The organism is Bradyrhizobium sp. T-1, from assembly GCF_053592855.1.
Window position 1 is genome coordinate 470,284 of record NZ_CM132115.1, and the last position, 15,019, is coordinate 485,302.

The 15,019-nt window shown below is 64.2% G+C and carries 14 protein-coding genes; 10 read left to right on the plus strand and 4 right to left on the minus strand.

Translation table 11 applies throughout. The features are described 5' to 3' along the window. Positions 1 to 486: 486 nt before the first annotated feature. The 7 genes from ACWAT4_RS02280 to ACWAT4_RS02310 all read left to right on the plus strand — a co-directional run bounded on the left by ACWAT4_RS02280 (position 487) and on the right by ACWAT4_RS02310 (position 6,914). Positions 487 to 894, plus strand: coding sequence for a response regulator (locus tag ACWAT4_RS02280; protein ID WP_449731327.1), 408 nt, complete (start codon positions 487 to 489; stop codon positions 892 to 894). Positions 895 to 1,312: 418 nt separating this feature from the next. Further along, the gene (locus ACWAT4_RS02285) at positions 1,313 to 4,120 is read left to right on the plus strand and encodes a hybrid sensor histidine kinase/response regulator (RefSeq protein WP_212300029.1); all 2,808 of its coding nucleotides are present in this window, start codon (positions 1,313 to 1,315) and stop codon (positions 4,118 to 4,120) included. A gap of 22 nt (positions 4,121 to 4,142) precedes the next feature. After that, positions 4,143 to 4,616, plus strand: coding sequence for a chemotaxis protein CheW (locus ACWAT4_RS02290; RefSeq protein WP_449729706.1), 474 nt, complete (start codon positions 4,143 to 4,145; stop codon positions 4,614 to 4,616). Positions 4,617 to 4,651: 35 nt separating this feature from the next. Then, positions 4,652 to 5,041, plus strand: coding sequence for a response regulator (locus tag ACWAT4_RS02295; protein WP_188106496.1), 390 nt, complete (start codon positions 4,652 to 4,654; stop codon positions 5,039 to 5,041). A gap of 34 nt (positions 5,042 to 5,075) precedes the next feature. Next, entirely contained in the window at positions 5,076 to 5,948 is an 873-nt protein-coding gene (locus ACWAT4_RS02300; protein WP_449729707.1) for a CheR family methyltransferase, read from the plus strand. Positions 5,949 to 5,950: 2 nt separating this feature from the next. Beyond that, positions 5,951 to 6,268 carry a PilZ domain-containing protein gene (locus tag ACWAT4_RS02305; protein ID WP_128963451.1) on the plus strand — a complete coding sequence of 106 codons (318 nt, stop codon included), beginning with the start codon at positions 5,951 to 5,953 and terminating at the stop codon, positions 6,266 to 6,268. Positions 6,269 to 6,410: 142 nt separating this feature from the next. Then, on the plus strand, positions 6,411 to 6,914 hold the full coding sequence (locus tag ACWAT4_RS02310; RefSeq protein WP_212303688.1) for a response regulator: 504 nt from the start codon (positions 6,411 to 6,413) through the stop codon (positions 6,912 to 6,914). Between the two features lie 53 nt (positions 6,915 to 6,967). Here the strand turns inward: ACWAT4_RS02310 and ACWAT4_RS02315 are convergent, their stop codons facing one another. Beyond that, complete coding sequence (locus ACWAT4_RS02315) at positions 6,968 to 7,270, minus strand: hypothetical protein (protein WP_449729708.1); 303 nt, start codon at positions 7,268 to 7,270, stop codon at positions 6,968 to 6,970. 189 nt (positions 7,271 to 7,459) lie between these two features. Between ACWAT4_RS02315 and ACWAT4_RS02320 the strand changes: the two genes are divergently transcribed. Continuing rightward, positions 7,460 to 8,095, plus strand: a complete 636-nt coding sequence (locus ACWAT4_RS02320) for a response regulator transcription factor (RefSeq protein ID WP_212303686.1) — start codon at positions 7,460 to 7,462, stop codon at positions 8,093 to 8,095. 136 nt (positions 8,096 to 8,231) lie between these two features. On the opposite strand, the gene ACWAT4_RS02325 is transcribed toward ACWAT4_RS02320, so the two are convergent. The 3 genes from ACWAT4_RS02325 to ACWAT4_RS02335 all read right to left on the minus strand — a co-directional run bounded on the left by ACWAT4_RS02325 (position 8,232) and on the right by ACWAT4_RS02335 (position 13,140). Then, on the minus strand, positions 8,232 to 11,840 hold the full coding sequence (locus ACWAT4_RS02325; RefSeq protein WP_449729709.1) for a PAS domain S-box protein: 3,609 nt from the start codon (positions 11,838 to 11,840) through the stop codon (positions 8,232 to 8,234). Further along, positions 11,818 to 12,228, minus strand: a complete 411-nt coding sequence (locus tag ACWAT4_RS02330) for a response regulator (RefSeq protein ID WP_449729710.1) — start codon at positions 12,226 to 12,228, stop codon at positions 11,818 to 11,820. The genes ACWAT4_RS02325 and ACWAT4_RS02330 overlap by 23 nt, the downstream gene beginning before the upstream one ends. Positions 12,229 to 12,423: 195 nt before the next feature. Beyond that, positions 12,424 to 13,140: a GntR family transcriptional regulator gene (locus tag ACWAT4_RS02335; RefSeq protein ID WP_212303683.1), complete on the minus strand. Its 717-nt coding sequence runs from the start codon at positions 13,138 to 13,140 to the stop codon at positions 12,424 to 12,426. Positions 13,141 to 13,231: 91 nt separating this feature from the next. Here ACWAT4_RS02335 and ACWAT4_RS02340 point away from each other — a divergent pair, with 91 nt between their 5' ends. Next, a complete protein-coding gene (locus tag ACWAT4_RS02340; RefSeq protein WP_449729711.1) occupies positions 13,232 to 14,251 on the plus strand; it encodes an ABC transporter substrate-binding protein in 1,020 nt (339 codons plus the stop codon). After that, entirely contained in the window at positions 14,251 to 15,012 is a 762-nt protein-coding gene (locus ACWAT4_RS02345) for an ABC transporter ATP-binding protein (RefSeq protein ID WP_212447259.1), read from the plus strand. The genes ACWAT4_RS02340 and ACWAT4_RS02345 overlap by 1 nt, the downstream gene beginning before the upstream one ends. Positions 15,013 to 15,019 lie beyond the last annotated feature (7 nt).

Genomic DNA, 15,019 nt, shown 5'->3' on the forward strand with positions numbered 1-15,019 from the left:
GAGAGATCAGCGCCGCGTCTTCGACATCCAGTTGCGCGGCGGTACAAATTTATTGTAATGGTTGTGTCGCTGTCCATATACCCGTTAGAGGGCAGACAGCTTGTCGCATTTGCGGCGGAAATGAGAACAGCGCGTTGATTCGCGCGCCCGGCGAGTCAGTGATGCGTCTCAACCCGGGAAAGTGTGGCAGGGGGCTCATGAGCCGGAAGCTGGCAACCCACGGCAGATATTGGATCTGCCTTTCCATCGGGCATTCGCCGGTCGACGCCATCTTGTTCATTCGTCGCTTCTCTTCAGCCGTCAGACTTTGCCTCGCGCCTTTGTCCGGCCTGGTCGCAGATCTCGCAATCATCCCGCGCGCATGCCGTACCAGGCCGACTGCGCGCGCAGTCATCACCATTTCAATGCAAGCAAGAGGAGAAAGGCGTGCGCCACGGTTCAATTATTGAATCGCCGAAGCGGGAAATTCAAACGACGACAGAAAGTCTGCGCCATATTCTCGTTGTCGACGACGACCCGATGGTGTCCATGGCCATCGAGATCTATCTCCAGCGCAACAATTTTCGGGTGACGATTGCGGACGGCGGAGAAGCGGGGCTCCGAGCTGTCGAGAACGAACAGTTCGACCTGATGATCATCGACATCTTCATGCCGCACATGCGCGGGTTCGAATCGATCCGGCTCTTTCATGACCGCGCGCCTGCTACTCCGCTGATCGCGATGTCCGGCTATGCCTTCGCGGATCTGAATTCGCCTGCGCCCGACTTCCTGAGAATGGCGCTGGAGCTCGGAGCTGCGCGCTGCCTGCGCAAGCCGTTCACGCCGAATGCGCTGCTGGCCGTGATCAGAGACTGTCTCGCCGAGCACCAAGCCGCTGCTGCGCGATTGGGTTAGCGTGTTAGAGTTCGCGGCGCGCGTGAGGTAAGAGTCCATTTACCGCGAGCGCGGATCTCGCGGGTTTCACCGGCCCTTCGACGGATGGACGCGAAGGCGATTCCGATTGCGCGTGATTTGATTCAATTCGCGCGGCCCGTGCGTAGCCCCCAACATTGGCAGGATTTTTTTGCGCTGGTCGTGACGCTGTTATCAAGGCGTTTACCTGTCGCGTCTCCAGCCCGATGCTGCGTGCCGGATTGGGCGAAAACGCCAGCCTGATGCGGTCGAACGGCAAACTTCGCTTCAATATCCGTATTAGCACGGAGGATGAAATTAACGGGACCGTGAAATGGGTTGTCTAACGATCTAGGAGCGGACTTCCGCCGATTCCAGACGCGGCGCAGGCGTCGAGGTCCAGCTCAGTAAGGCGTAGCTTATGGATGATCTGTTGCGGGAGTTTCTGACGGAGACCAGCGAGAGCCTGGACACCGTGGACAATCAGCTGGTGAAGTTCGAGCAGGAGCCGAACAACGCCAAGATCCTGGATAACATCTTCCGCCTGGTCCACACCATCAAGGGTACGTGCGGCTTCCTCGGCCTGCCGCGGCTTGAAGCGCTGGCACATGCCGGCGAGACGCTGATGGGCAAATTCCGCGACGGCATGCCGGTGACCGGCCAGGCCGTGACGGTGATCCTGTCCTCGATCGACCGCATCAAGGAGATCCTCGCAGGACTGGAGGCGACCGAAGCCGAGCCCGAGGGCAACGACCGCGATCTCATCGACAAGCTGGAAGCGATGGTCGAGCAGGGCATGGCGGCTATGTCCGGCTCGGCGGAGCCGATGCCGGCCGCAGGCGCTGCTGCTCCCGTTGCCGACGCGCCGCCGCTGGTGCCGGAAGCCCCGGCTGCGGCTCCTGCCAAAGAGATGACCACGGGCACGCTGATCGACCAGACCCTGGAGCGCCCGTTGCGTCCGGGCGAAGTCTCGCTCGACGAGCTCGAGCGCGCCTTCCGAGAGACCGCGATCGAGGCGCCGGCCCCCGCGCCGGTAGCCAAGGCCGAAGTGAAGGCCGACGTGAAGGCCGAGCCCGCGCCGGCTGCTGAAGCGCCGAAGGACACCAAGGCGCCCAAGGCCGCGCCGAAGAAGTCGATGGCCGACGAGGGCGCCTCCGAGGGCGACCGCATCGCCAACCAGTCGATCCGCGTCAACGTGGATACGCTGGAGCATTTGATGACCATGGTCTCCGAGCTGGTGCTGACCCGCAACCAGCTCTTGGAGATCTCCCGCCGCAACGAGGACACCGAGTTCAAGGTGCCGTTGCAGCGCCTCTCCAACGTCACCGCCGAGCTGCAGGAAGGCGTCATGAAGACGCGCATGCAGCCGATCGGCAATGCCTGGCAGAAGCTGCCCCGCATCGTCCGCGACCTCTCGAGCGAACTCGGCAAGCAGATCGAGCTGGAGATGCACGGCGCCGACACCGAGCTCGACCGCCAGGTGCTCGATCTGATCAAGGACCCGCTCACCCACATGGTGCGCAACTCCGCCGATCATGGCCTGGAGACCCCGGCCGAGCGGCTTGCGTCCGGCAAGGGCGAGCAGGGCACCATTCGTCTGTCCGCCTATCACGAGGGCGGCCACATCATCATCTGCATCGCCGACAACGGCCGCGGCCTCAACACCGAGAAGATCAAGGCCAAGGCGCTCTCCTCCGGTCTCGTCACCGAGGCCGAGCTGGAGAAGATGTCGGAAGCCCAGATCCACAAGTTCATCTTCGCGCCCGGCTTCTCGACCGCGGCCGCCATCACCTCGGTGTCGGGGCGCGGCGTCGGCATGGACGTGGTGCGCACCAATATCGACCAGATCGGCGGCACCATCGATATCAAGTCGGTGGCCGGTGAAGGCTCTTCCGTCACCATCAAGATCCCGCTGACGCTCGCGATCGTCTCGGCGCTGATCGTCGAAGCCGCCGGCGACCGCTTTGCGATCCCGCAGCTCTCGGTGGTCGAGCTGGTGCGGGCCCGCGCCAACTCGGAGCACCGCATCGAGCGGATCAAGGACACCGCGGTGCTGCGGCTGCGCAACAAGCTGCTGCCGCTGATCCATCTGAAGAAGCTGCTCAAGATCGACGACGGCGCGGCCTCCGATCCCGAGAACGGCTTCATCGTGGTGACGCAGGTCGGCAGCCAGACCTTTGGTATCGTGGTCGACGGCGTCTTCCATACGGAAGAGATCGTCGTGAAGCCGATGTCGACCAAGCTGCGTCACATCGACATGTTCTCCGGCAACACCATTCTGGGCGATGGCGCGGTGATCATGATCATCGACCCCAACGGCATTGCCAAGGCGCTCGGCGCCGCCGGCTCCTCGGCCCATGACATGGCCGATGACAATGGCGCGCACCACATCGGAAGCGGCGAGCAGACCACCTCGCTCTTGGTGTTCCGCGCCGGCTCGTCCCAGCCGAAGGCGGTCCCGCTCGGGCTCGTCACCCGCCTGGAAGAGCTCCCCGCCGACAAGATCGAGTTCTCGAACGGCCGCTACATGGTGCAGTACCGCGAGCAGCTGATGCCGCTGGTCTCCATGGACGGCGTCACCATCGCCTCGCAAGGCGCCCAGCCGATCCTGGTGTTTGCCGATGACGGCCGCTCCATGGGCCTCGTCGTCGACGAGATCATCGACATCGTCGAGGAACGGCTCAACATCGAGGTCGGCGGCTCGGCTAGCGGCATTCTGGGCTCGGCCGTGATCAAGGGCCAGGCCACCGAGGTGATCGACGTCGGCCACTTCCTGCCGATGGCGTTCTCCGACTGGTTCACCCGCAAGGAGATGAAGCCGTCGATGCACTCGCAGTCGGTGCTGCTGGTCGACGACTCGGCGTTCTTCCGCAACATGCTGGCGCCGGTGCTGAAGGCGGCCGGCTATCGCGTCCGTACCGCGCCGACTGCGCAGGAGGGCCTGGCGGCGCTCCGCGCGCAGAGCTTCGACGTGGTCCTGACCGACATCGAGATGCCCGACATGAACGGGTTCGAGTTCGCGGAAGTGATCCGCTCCGACAGCAATCTGGGCGCGATGCCGATCATCGGCCTCTCGGCGCTGGTGTCGCCGGCGGCGATCGAGCGCGGCCGCCAGGCCGGCTTCCATGACTATGTCGCCAAGTTCGACCGTCCCGGTCTGATCGCGGCGCTGAAGGAGCAGACCGCAGGTGCGGCCGGCGCCTCCGAGCTGAGCCGCGCGGCAGCCTGAGCGGGACCTGAGGAGACACGAGATGAGCAAGAAGACGCAGTCCACCGAAGGCGCCATGGTCGAATACGTCACCGCGATGATCGGCGGCCAGCTGTTCGGCCTGCCGATCTCCCGCGTCCAGGACGTGTTCATGCCCGAGCGCGTCACCCGCGTGCCGCTGGCCTCGCGCGAGATCGCAGGCGTCTTGAACCTGCGCGGCCGCATCGTCACCGTGGTCGACATGCGCGCCCGGCTCGGCCTGCCCAAGCCTGAGGACGGCAAGACGGCGATGGCGGTCGGCGTCGATTTGCGCGGTGAATCCTATGGCCTGCTGATCGACCAGATCGGCGAGGTGCTGCGCCTGGCCGAGGACAGCAAGGAAGAGAACCCCGTCAACCTCGACCCCCGCATGGCCAAGCTCGCCGGCGGCGTCCACCGCCTCGACGGCCAGCTCATGGTCGTCCTCGACGTCGATCGCGTCCTCGAGCTCAAGACCGAAGTGCAAATGGCTGCCTGAACTTTCACGAAAGACATTTAAGCCGGAGAACCAAGATGAAGACCTGTTTGGTGGTTGACGATTCCAGCATCGTTCGCAAGGTCGCGCGCCGTATCGTCGAAGCGCTGGGCTTCCAGGTCATCGAAGCGGAAGACGGCGTCGAAGCCCTGGTCCATTGCAAGAAGGCCATGCCGGAAGCCATCCTGCTCGACTGGAACATGCCCGTCATGGACGGCTTCCAGTTCCTGGGGACGTTGCGTCGCATGCCCGGCGGCGACGAACCCAAGGTGGTGTTCTGCACCACCGAGAACGGCATCGACCACATCACGAAAGCGATGGGCGGCGGCGCCAACGAGTACATCATGAAGCCGTTCGACAAGGAAATCGTGTTGGCGAAGTTCCAGGAAGTCGGGCTGGTCGCGCGCGAAGAAGAGACGGCCGCCTGAAAACACACCTGCCAGTAGCGTCAAGAGGTATCCTGTGAACGCGCCTGATTACGAGTATCTGCGTAAGTTGCTGAAAGAGCGCTCCGGTCTCGACCTGTCCGCCGACAAGCAATATCTGATCGAAAGCCGCTTGCTGCCGCTGGCGCGCAAGGCCGGCCTCTCCGGCATCCCCGAGCTCGTGCAGAAGCTGCAAGGCGGCTCGAGCGCGCTGATCACCAGCGTGGTCGAAGCCATGACCACGAACGAGACCTTTTTCTTTCGCGACAAGGTCCCGTTCGACCATTTCCGCGATACCATCATGCCGGAAATCCTCAAGGCCCGGGCCGGCCGCCGCAGCGTGCGGATCTGGTGCGCCGCAGGCTCGACCGGGCAGGAGCCCTATTCGCTGGCGATGACCCTGAAGGAGATGAGCGCGGCGCTCACCGGATGGCGTGTCGAGATCATCGCGACCGACCTCTCGCAGGAGGTGCTCGAGAAGGCCAAGTCCGGCGTCTACAGCCAGTTCGAAGTGCAGCGCGGCCTGCCGATCCAGATGCTGATGAAATATTTCAAGCAGACCGGCGAGACCTGGCAGGTCAATCCCGAGCTGCGCGCGATGATCCAGCACCGGCAGCTCAATCTGCTCCAGGACTTCTCCCACCTCGGTACGTTCGATGTCATCTTCTGCCGCAACGTGCTGATCTATTTCGACCAGGAGACCAAGATCAACATCTTCAACCGTCTGGCCCGCCAGATCGAGCCCGACGGCTTCCTGGTGCTCGGCGCGGCTGAAACCGTGGTCGGACTGACCGATACGTTCCGGCCGATTGCGGATCGCCGCGGCCTCTACAAGCCGAACGATCCGCGTGCGGCGGCGGCCAGGCCGGCCGCCGAGGCGCCGCGGATGGCGGCGATGGCAGGACGATAGGCATGGCCGAGGATGGCAAAGGCGCAGAGCGCGTCACCTTCAGTCGGGGCTATGATGTTTGCATCATGGCCATCGACGGCACGTGGCGGCGCGACTGTACGCTCAACGCGATTTCCGACACCGATGCCATCCTCACGGTGGAAGGTTCGATCCAGGGATTGAACCTGAAGGAGTTCTTCCTGCTGCTGTCGTCCACGGGCTTGGCCTACCGCCGCTGCGAGCTGGTGCGCGTCAACGGCGCCGAGATGGACATCCAGTTCCTGCGCGGCAAGAACCGCAAGAAGCGCGGCGCCGCCAGCGGCCATGATGCAGTGGCGTGATCGCCACGCGAACGGCGCCGCCCTCCGCTGACGCATTGCTTCACATTTTCTGAAAACATCCGACCGAATTCGCAGACCCGGCTTTACGTGGCCTAAGCGCGTGCCATGTATCAACGGCAGGTCGCAATTTCAGGGGCCGGCCATGCCAAGAAGCTCTCTCTCTCCCATTTCGTCAAACCTGTCCGACGTCGCCGAACGGCGCGCGCTTCAGCTCCTGGTGGTCGATGACGACGCCACCCAGCGCAGCCTGATCACGGTCGCCGCCAAGCAGGCCGGCCACGAAGTTGCCGTTGCGCCGTCGGTTGCGGAAGCCATCGAAAAGCTGCGCGCGGCGCGCTTCGACTGCGTGACGCTCGATCTGGTGCTGGAGGACGGCGACGGCATCGACGTGCTGCGCGAGATGGCGGCGGCGAAATTCTCGGGCTCGGTGATCGTGATCAGCGGCATGGACGGCAAGCGCCGCAGCGCTGCGCGCAGCTTCGCCCGCTCCGTCGGAATCGAGCTTCAGAGCTTGCCGAAGCCGTTGGACCTCGCGGCGTTGCGCATCAGCCTCGCCAATCTCGGAAAGACCGCGATGGGATTGCCGACGATCCATACCTGGGGCGGCGTCGCCACCGACGCAATCGTGGAGCGGCACCGCGCCTGAGGTGCGGAGCTGCCATGCAACGGCTGCGGCCGATCGGCCGCGCCAATCCCGGCCTATGCCGGATTGACGGATTCCGACAGGTTCTGAAGGGCCTGGCCGAGCTCCGCCCGGCAGGCGTTGAGGGCGGCGCTCGCCGTGGCATAACGGGGCGTCACGTCGTCGAGCACGACAATCTCGGTGGAACCCAGGTCGGCGCTCACGACAGCGCGATCGTCGTCGGGCTCCATCGCCGCGTCGATCAGACGCATACTGATCTCGATGCGGGCGATCAGGGAGCGAAGTTCAGCTGCGATCAGCTCTCGGCTGTCCGTTTCAGCCATCGCGGCAAGCGGGGGCGTGCCTGCGTAATTTAGCATGGATATTCTCCGTCTCCCGCAATAAGGCACCTCAGCGCTACTTGTGCGTTAAGTTCATGTCCCGTACAAATGCGGGGTGGGCCGAATCTGCGCCGAAAGCCATGACTTTAGGCGCGGACGCGAGTCCTTGAATGCCGAATGGACTTTGCGATCGACTTTGGCGATCGATTTGGCGAATGGACGTGGCACATGGTCGAACAAAGCTCCCGTGGTGAGATCTTCGTGGTCGATGACGACCCTGCTGTTCGCGACACCTTGTCGATGGTGTTGAAGGCGGCGGGCTATGAGGTGATCTGTTTTGCGGACGGCGCAGCACTGCTGTCCGTGGCGCGAAACCGCACACCCGCTGCGATCCTGCTCGACGTGCATATTCCCGGAAAGTCGGGTCTCGACATTCTGAAGGAGCTGCACGGCGAGGACTATCCGGCTCCGATCTTCATGATCTCCGGGCAAGGCGACATCACGATGGCGGTCGGCGCCATCAAGAGCGGTGCGCTCGATTTCATCGAGAAGCCATTCCGCGGCAGCGAGATCGTCGGCCGGCTCGACGAGGCGATCGGCGCTTATGCACGCAGGCAGGCGGAGAACGCGTCACCGAAATTCGGCTCACTGCATTTCCCCGGACGCGAGCCGTTGACCCGCCGTGAGCGCGAGGTGCTGGAGCAGTTCGCTGCCGGCGCCTCCAACAAGGAGGCCGGCCGTACGCTCGGCATCAGCCCGCGCACCATCGAGGATCACCGCGCCAACATCATGAAGAAGCTCGGCGCACGCAATGCCGCCGATCTCATCCGCATCGTGATGACCGCAGCCCAGCGGGCGTCCTAGGGCTCGGTTGCATCGCGGACGTTTCTTTCGGTCATTCCGGGGCGATGCGGAGCATCCAGCTATGGTGCGCAATTGCGCACCTGAAAATCTCGAGCTTCCGGGTCGCGCTACGCGCGTCCGGAACGACTCCCAAACATCACGCGCTCAGCGCCTTGCGGATGATGCGCGCCAGATCGGATTTGCGATACGGCTTCGCCAGCAGCAGCACGCCCGAATCCAGCCGGCCGTGGTGGATGATCGCGTTCTCGGTATAGCCTGACGTATAGACCACCCTGAGGTCGGGACGCGTCTTCAGCACCTCGTCGGCGAGCTGTCGCCCGTTCATCTTGCCGGGCATGATCACGTCGGTGAACAGCAGGTCGAACGGCTTTCCGGCGGTGACGATCGCCAATGCTTCCGCTGCGTTGGCGGCCTGCAGGGTGACGTAGCCGAGCGAGTGCAGCTGCGCGAGCACATACTCGCGCACCAAACGGTCGTCCTCGACCACGAGGATCGTCTCGTGTCCGCCTTCGGCTGCCATCGGCGTCACGCCGTCGCTCACGGCCGTGGGGGTCTTGCCCGGCGGCAGATACATCTTGATCGTGGTGCCGTGGCCCTCCTCGCTGTAGATCTTGATGTGGCCCGCGGACTGCTTGATGAATCCGTAGACCATGGAGAGTCCGAGCCCGGTGCCCTTGCCCGGCCCCTTCGAGGTGAAGAAGGGGTCGAATACGCGCGCCAGCATGCTCGCGGGAATGCCGGTGCCGGTGTCGCTCACCGCGATCAGCACGTAATGTCCGGGCGGGACATCGTTGGCGCTGGCATAGACCTCGTCGAGATAGGCAGCGCCCGTCTCCACGATCAGCTTGCCGCCGCGCGGCATCGCGTCGCGCGCGTTGAGCGCGAGGTTGAGAATGGCCGTGGTGAGCTGGTTCGGATCGACGACCGCGACGCAGCTCTCGTCCTCGAACACGGATTCGATCTGGATCTGCTCGCCCAGCGTCGGCCGTAGCAGCTTTGCGGTGTCGATGATCAGCGAGTTGATGTCGATCTCGCGCGGCTGCAGCGGCTGCTTGCGTGCAAAGGCGAGCAGATGCTGGGTCAGCTCGGCGCCGCGGCCGGCGGCCTCGTCGATCATCTTCGTGATCGCGGCAAGCCCCGGTTCCTTCGCCACTGCATCGGCCAGGATTTCGATCGTGCCGGTGATGACGGTGAGGATGTTGTTGAAATCGTGCGCCACGCCACCGGTGAGCTGGCCAACTGCCTCCATCTTTTCGGCGTGGCGGATGCGCTCCTCGGAGGCAATCTTGTCGGTGAGGTCGCGGTAGAACACGTTGAACAGGATGCCCTCGCGGCGCCGCAGCGCCGTGACACTCAGCTCGGCCTTGAATTCCTTGCCGTCGCGGCGGCGAACCTTGAGCTCGCGGCGACGGTTGAGGGTCTGGCCTTCCGCAGATTCGAGGAAACGGGCGAGGCCGGCCCTGACCCTTTCGCGCTCGCTCTCCGCGACGATCATGTCGACCGCATTCTTGCCGAGCGCTTCGTCGCGCCGCCAGCCGAACAGCTCCTCGGCTCGCGAGCTCCAGTTCAGGATAGTGCTGCGCTCATCGGTCTGGACGAAGGCGTCGAGCGCGGTCTCGACGATGTTGCGCGCAAGCTGCTCGCTTTCACGCAAGGACTCGGCGGCCAACCTCGCCTCGGTCATGTCGCGCCCGACGAAGAAGTAGCGCTTGGCCTGATCCGACCAGTTGCCGAGCCATGACAGCCAGACCTCGCGGTGGTCCTTGTGGAGGCAGCGCGTGTCGGCAAGCTTGGGATGGCCGCCGCGTTTGAGCTCGCGCATCTCCTCGCGGGACTGATCGAGGTGGTCGGGATGGATGAAATCGGCGCCGCTGCGCCCGATCATCTCGTCGGGCCGGTAGCCGAGAATGGTCTCGCTGCTCGGGCTGATCTGCACGACCTGGCCGCGCGCGTTCATGATCATGATCAGATCCTGCGAGGTGTCGAAAAGCTGCCGCCGCTCCTCCAATTGTTGCTGCAGCGCCCGTTCCGCGCGCCGCGCCTCGGTCAGGCTGCGCGCTGATCCGGAGGCGCCGATGATCTCGCCCGAGGGTCCCCTGATCGGCGATAGGCTGAGTGAAATTTCGACCGGCGTGCCGTCCTTGCGCAGCCGGACCGTCTCGAAGCGTTCGATCGGCTCGCCCCTCGAGATCCGCCCCAAATAATCCTTGCCGTGCTCGCGACGGTCGGGCGGGACGATGATGGAGGTGGATTTCCCGATCGCTTCGTTCGCCGAATATCCATAGAGACGCTCGGCCGCAGGATTCCAGCCCGTGATGATGGCGTCGAGGGATTGCATCACGATCGCATCGTCGGACGATTCGACGGCGGCGCTGAACAGCAGCTCGCGCGCCGCATGATGGTTTCGCGCGGCCTCGGTGCGGCGATGCTCCGCAACCTCGCGTTCGAGCGCGGCCGCTTTCGCGCGCGTTTCTTCGACCATCTGGGCAAAGGCCCGCGCGAGTGCGCCGGTCTCGCCCGGTGCATCGACGGGGATGTCCGCAGAGCGTCCGCTGCCGATGGCCTCCACTGCCGTAGTCAAGCGCCCGATCGGACGGGTGAGCGAGCGCGCCAGCAGCACGGCGAGCGAGGCCGCGGCGAGGACGGCCAGCACACCGACGAGCAAGGAGGTCTTTTTAATGGCCGCTGGCACGAGACCGAACACAGGCGCCGGAATCGTCTCGATGATGGCGACCCAATCCTTGCCCGCGAGCAGCGCGGGCGCGATCGCGGCGCCACTCGGCCGGCCAGATCCATCGGTCATGAGCCGCGTGGAAGCGTCCAGCGTGCCAATCAAGGAGGCGAAATATGGAAAGTCCTTGCGCCAGTCATTGAGGCGATCGTGTGGTGCGCCGAATTCCCGCGCGCGATCGGGGTGAACGAGATAATCTCCCCGCGAATTCACGACGTAGATCGCGCCGCCTGAGGATTCGGTCGAGCGGACACTATCGAGCGCCGGCCGCATGTCGACGTTGGCAATGATGATGCCGAAGGGCTTGCCGTCCGGCGCGAACAGCGGCATCGCGATGCGCAGCGTCGGAACGTGCAGGGCCGTCGTCCCGCCGTGCCGGGTGGCGAGATCGATGGGCGACACATAAACTTCGCCCGGCCCGAGCCGTATCGTTTCCTGGAAGTAGGCCCGGTCGCTCTTGCGCTCCAGTTCGCCGTCGGGAACGATCCGTGCTGCTCCGTTCGGTCCGGAGCGATCGACCCGGACCAGCTCGCGCTGGTCGTCGTCAACACCGATGATCCGAAACTGCCCATAGATGGGCTTGGCCTCAATCTCGGCTGCGAGCCGCGCCGCGATCCGTTCGCGCCAGGTTTGCTCCGAGACCCCGTCAGCAGGATCAGTGCCGCCACCGGTGTGGGCGCGGATCAGGCCGTTGATGGCCGCTGCGGCGCGATAGCCGATCAGATCGCCGCGCACTCCGGCAACATAGGATTCAAGATTGCTCGCCAACAGGCGTGACTGGGCTCCGACCCGCTCCAGGACGCGCGGGATGACTGCCTGCGTGGTGTTGCGATAGCCGAGCCAACCGACAGCGCCCACGGTGATCGCCACCAGCAGAATCATGGCGATGGCGAGACGTGTCGCAAGCGTCGTTCCGAGCCTCACGGGAACATTCGCGGGGCTCCCTGGACGATCGCGCCTGCTCTGGCCTTGGGGGGCGGTGATGCTCCCCTCATCGGCGGCTGGCACTGACATCGGACCCCCTCGACTTCAGGCAACCGTCGACCGCCGCCAGCAGCGCGTCGGCCCGGAACGGCTTCTGCAGGCTCGCGACCGCGCCGAGCTTGGTCGCCATCTTCAGGAAGTCCGGTTCGGCGTAGGCGTCCGGCGTGATCGACCGACCGGAAATGACGATGATCGGGACCGCCGGTTGCAGGGCCCGGACGTGGCGCATCGTTTCCAGCCCGTCCATGCCGGGCATGAAGATGTCGAGGAACAGCAGGTCGAACTGGCTGCCCTCGAACAGAGTTAGCCCCTTGCGGCCGTCGCCGGCGACCGTCACGTGATGACCGGCCCGCTCCAACAGCAGTCGGATTGTCAACTGAACGGCCGGATCGTCATCCACGATCAGGATGTTGGCCACGTTAAAACCTCCGGGCCGGATGGGAATGCACCCAGCGACCCAAATCAAAGCTCCAAATGCGAAATTGTTGCGCGGATTGTACCTGTCCTGCAAGCACTTCGCGGCCGATCGGACGAGTTTGCATATGGCGGGCGAATTCCGACGCGTTTTCATATGCATGCTTGCATGCGCAAGCCGTCAGAGCAGCCCGTGCGGTCAGTCTGTGAGGTATTCGGGATGGTGGCTGCGGATGGTGTCGAGCTCGCTCAGCGTGCCGGACAGATGCTTGCGCAGATGCTGTTGTGCAGCATCGGCCTCGCCCGCCTCGATTGCACGCATGATCAGTCTGTGGTGGCGCACGATGTTCTGCGCCTTGCCGGGCGAAGGTAGATGCAGCCGGCGCAGCCGGTCGATATGTCCGCTGCGGCTTCGTACCAGCATCCAGAGGTCCTGCTTTCCGGCGGCGGCATAGAGCTGGGCGTGGAAATCATTGTCGGCGGCGATGAAGCTCTCGAAATCTCCGGCCTTGGCGAATTGCTGCTGGAGCGCGATCGCATGATCGAGGCGGACGACCAGGGCGGGATCATGGTGTTCGGCGAGCAGCCGGACGATCTCGAGTTCCAGCGCCTGGCGCAGGAAATGCGCCTGCTCGGCGCGGCCGACATCGACCCGGCTGACTACGGTCGCGTGCTGTGGAAAGACGTCGACCAGCCCTTCTTCCTCCAGCCGCATCAAGGCGTCGCGGATCGGGGTCGAGCTGACACCGAATTGCGCGGCGAGGTCGGTGCGCGACAGCGATGAGCCCGGCGGCAATTCGAGCGCGATGATCGCATTGCGCAGCCGCTCGAACACCTGCGGCGCGGCCTGTCGCGCACGGTCGAGCCGCGCGCCGGGGCGGACGGCCGCGTGTGGCGCGGGATGGGCTGGTTCCATGGCGGCTCCGGCGGGCTTGCCTTTGATGCACTAATGCATTAGTGCATCAGTTAGGCTGCGCGTCAATGCCAGCCGGAGGAAACGAACAACAATGATCACACAATTCCAGCGTGGCTGTGCAGCCGTCGCCCTGATCGCCTCGGCCGTCTTGTCGACCTCGCCGGCGCGGGCGCAGCAGAAATCCGAGATTTCCCTGTCGCGGCAGCCCGGTATTTTCTACATGCCGAGCCACATCATGGAGAAGCAGAAGCTGATCGAGAAGCACGCCGCCAGCCTCGGCGTGCCCAATGTCACCACCAAATGGGTCACCTTCTCCGGTGGTGGCGCGCAGACCGATGCGCTGCTCGCGGGCGGCGTCGACATTCTCAATACCGGCACCGGCAATCTGTTGCTGCTGTGGGATCGCACCCGCGGCGGCGTGAAGGGAATCGTCGCGACCTCGGCGCAGCCGATGACGCTGATCAGCCGCGATGCCAACATCAAGTCGATCAAGGATTTTGGGCCGAGCGACAAGATCGCGGTGCCGACGGTGAAGGTTTCCACCCAGGCGATCGTGCTGCAGATCGCCGCCGCCGAAACCTTCGGCGCCGACCAATGGTCGAAGCTCGACGCCAACACCGTGCAGCTCGGCCATCCCGACGCCTATGCGGCGCTCGCCAATCCCAAGCACGAGGTGCACAACCACTTCTCGATCCCGCCGTTCAGCTTCCTGGAGCTGAAGAACGTGCCGGGCGCGCACGTCGTGCTGAACTCGCCTGATGTGATGGGCGGTCCGCTGAGCCAGGCGCAGTTCTTCACTACGACGAAATTCGCCGACGCTAATCCCAAGATCATCCAGGCGGTGCGTGACGCGACCAAGGAAGCGCAGGACCTGATCCGGAGCGACACCAAGCAGGCGGTCGAGATCTACAAGGAGATCACCGGCGACAAGACCTCGGTGGAGGAGCTGCTCGATCTCTTGAAGCAACCCGGCATGATGGAGTGGAATCTCGAGCCGCAGGGCACGATGAAATTCGCAGCCCATCTTTACAAGACCGGCACGCTGAAGACCCAGCCCAAGGCCTGGACCGACTACTATCTCCCCGTGGCGCACGATCTGAAGGGCAACTGATGGCGCTGCTCGACGTCAGCTCCGTGACGCTGCGCTACAAGACCTCCAGCGCCGTCGTCACCGCCACCGAGAGAGTGAGCTTCACCGTCGACAAGTCCGACCGCTTCGTGCTGCTCGGACCGTCCGGCTGCGGCAAGTCGACCCTGCTCAAGGCCGTCGGCGGCTACATGTCGCCGAGCGAAGGCCGCATGACGATCGGCGACCGCGAGATCCACGGTCCCGGCGCCGACCGCATGATGATCTTCCAGGAGTTCGACCAGTTGCTGCCCTGGAAGAGCGTGCTGGCCAACGTGATGTTCCCTCTGCTCACCGCGCGAAAGCTTTCGCGCAAGGACGCGGAAATGCGGGCGCGGGCCTATATCGAGAAAGTTGGTCTCACCCGCGTGGTCGATGCCTATCCGCACACGCTGTCCGGCGGCATGAAGCAGCGCGTTGCGATCGCGCGAGGCATGGCGATGGAGCCGGACATCCTGCTGATGGACGAGCCGTTCGCTGCGCTCGACGCGCTGACGCGCCGGACCTGCCAGGACGAGTTGCTCCAGCTCTGGAGCGAAACCAAGTTCACCGTGCTGTTCGTGACCCATTCGATCGCGGAAGCGATCCGCATCGGCAACCGCATCCTGCTGCTGTCGCCGCATCCCGGCCGCGTCAAGGCCGAGGTGATCGACGTCGACAAGGTCAGCAATGATGACGGCAGCGCCGGACGGCTCGAGAAGGAGATCCACGATCTCCTGTTCGCCGGCGAAGCCACGGCGCATTAGGGGAGCC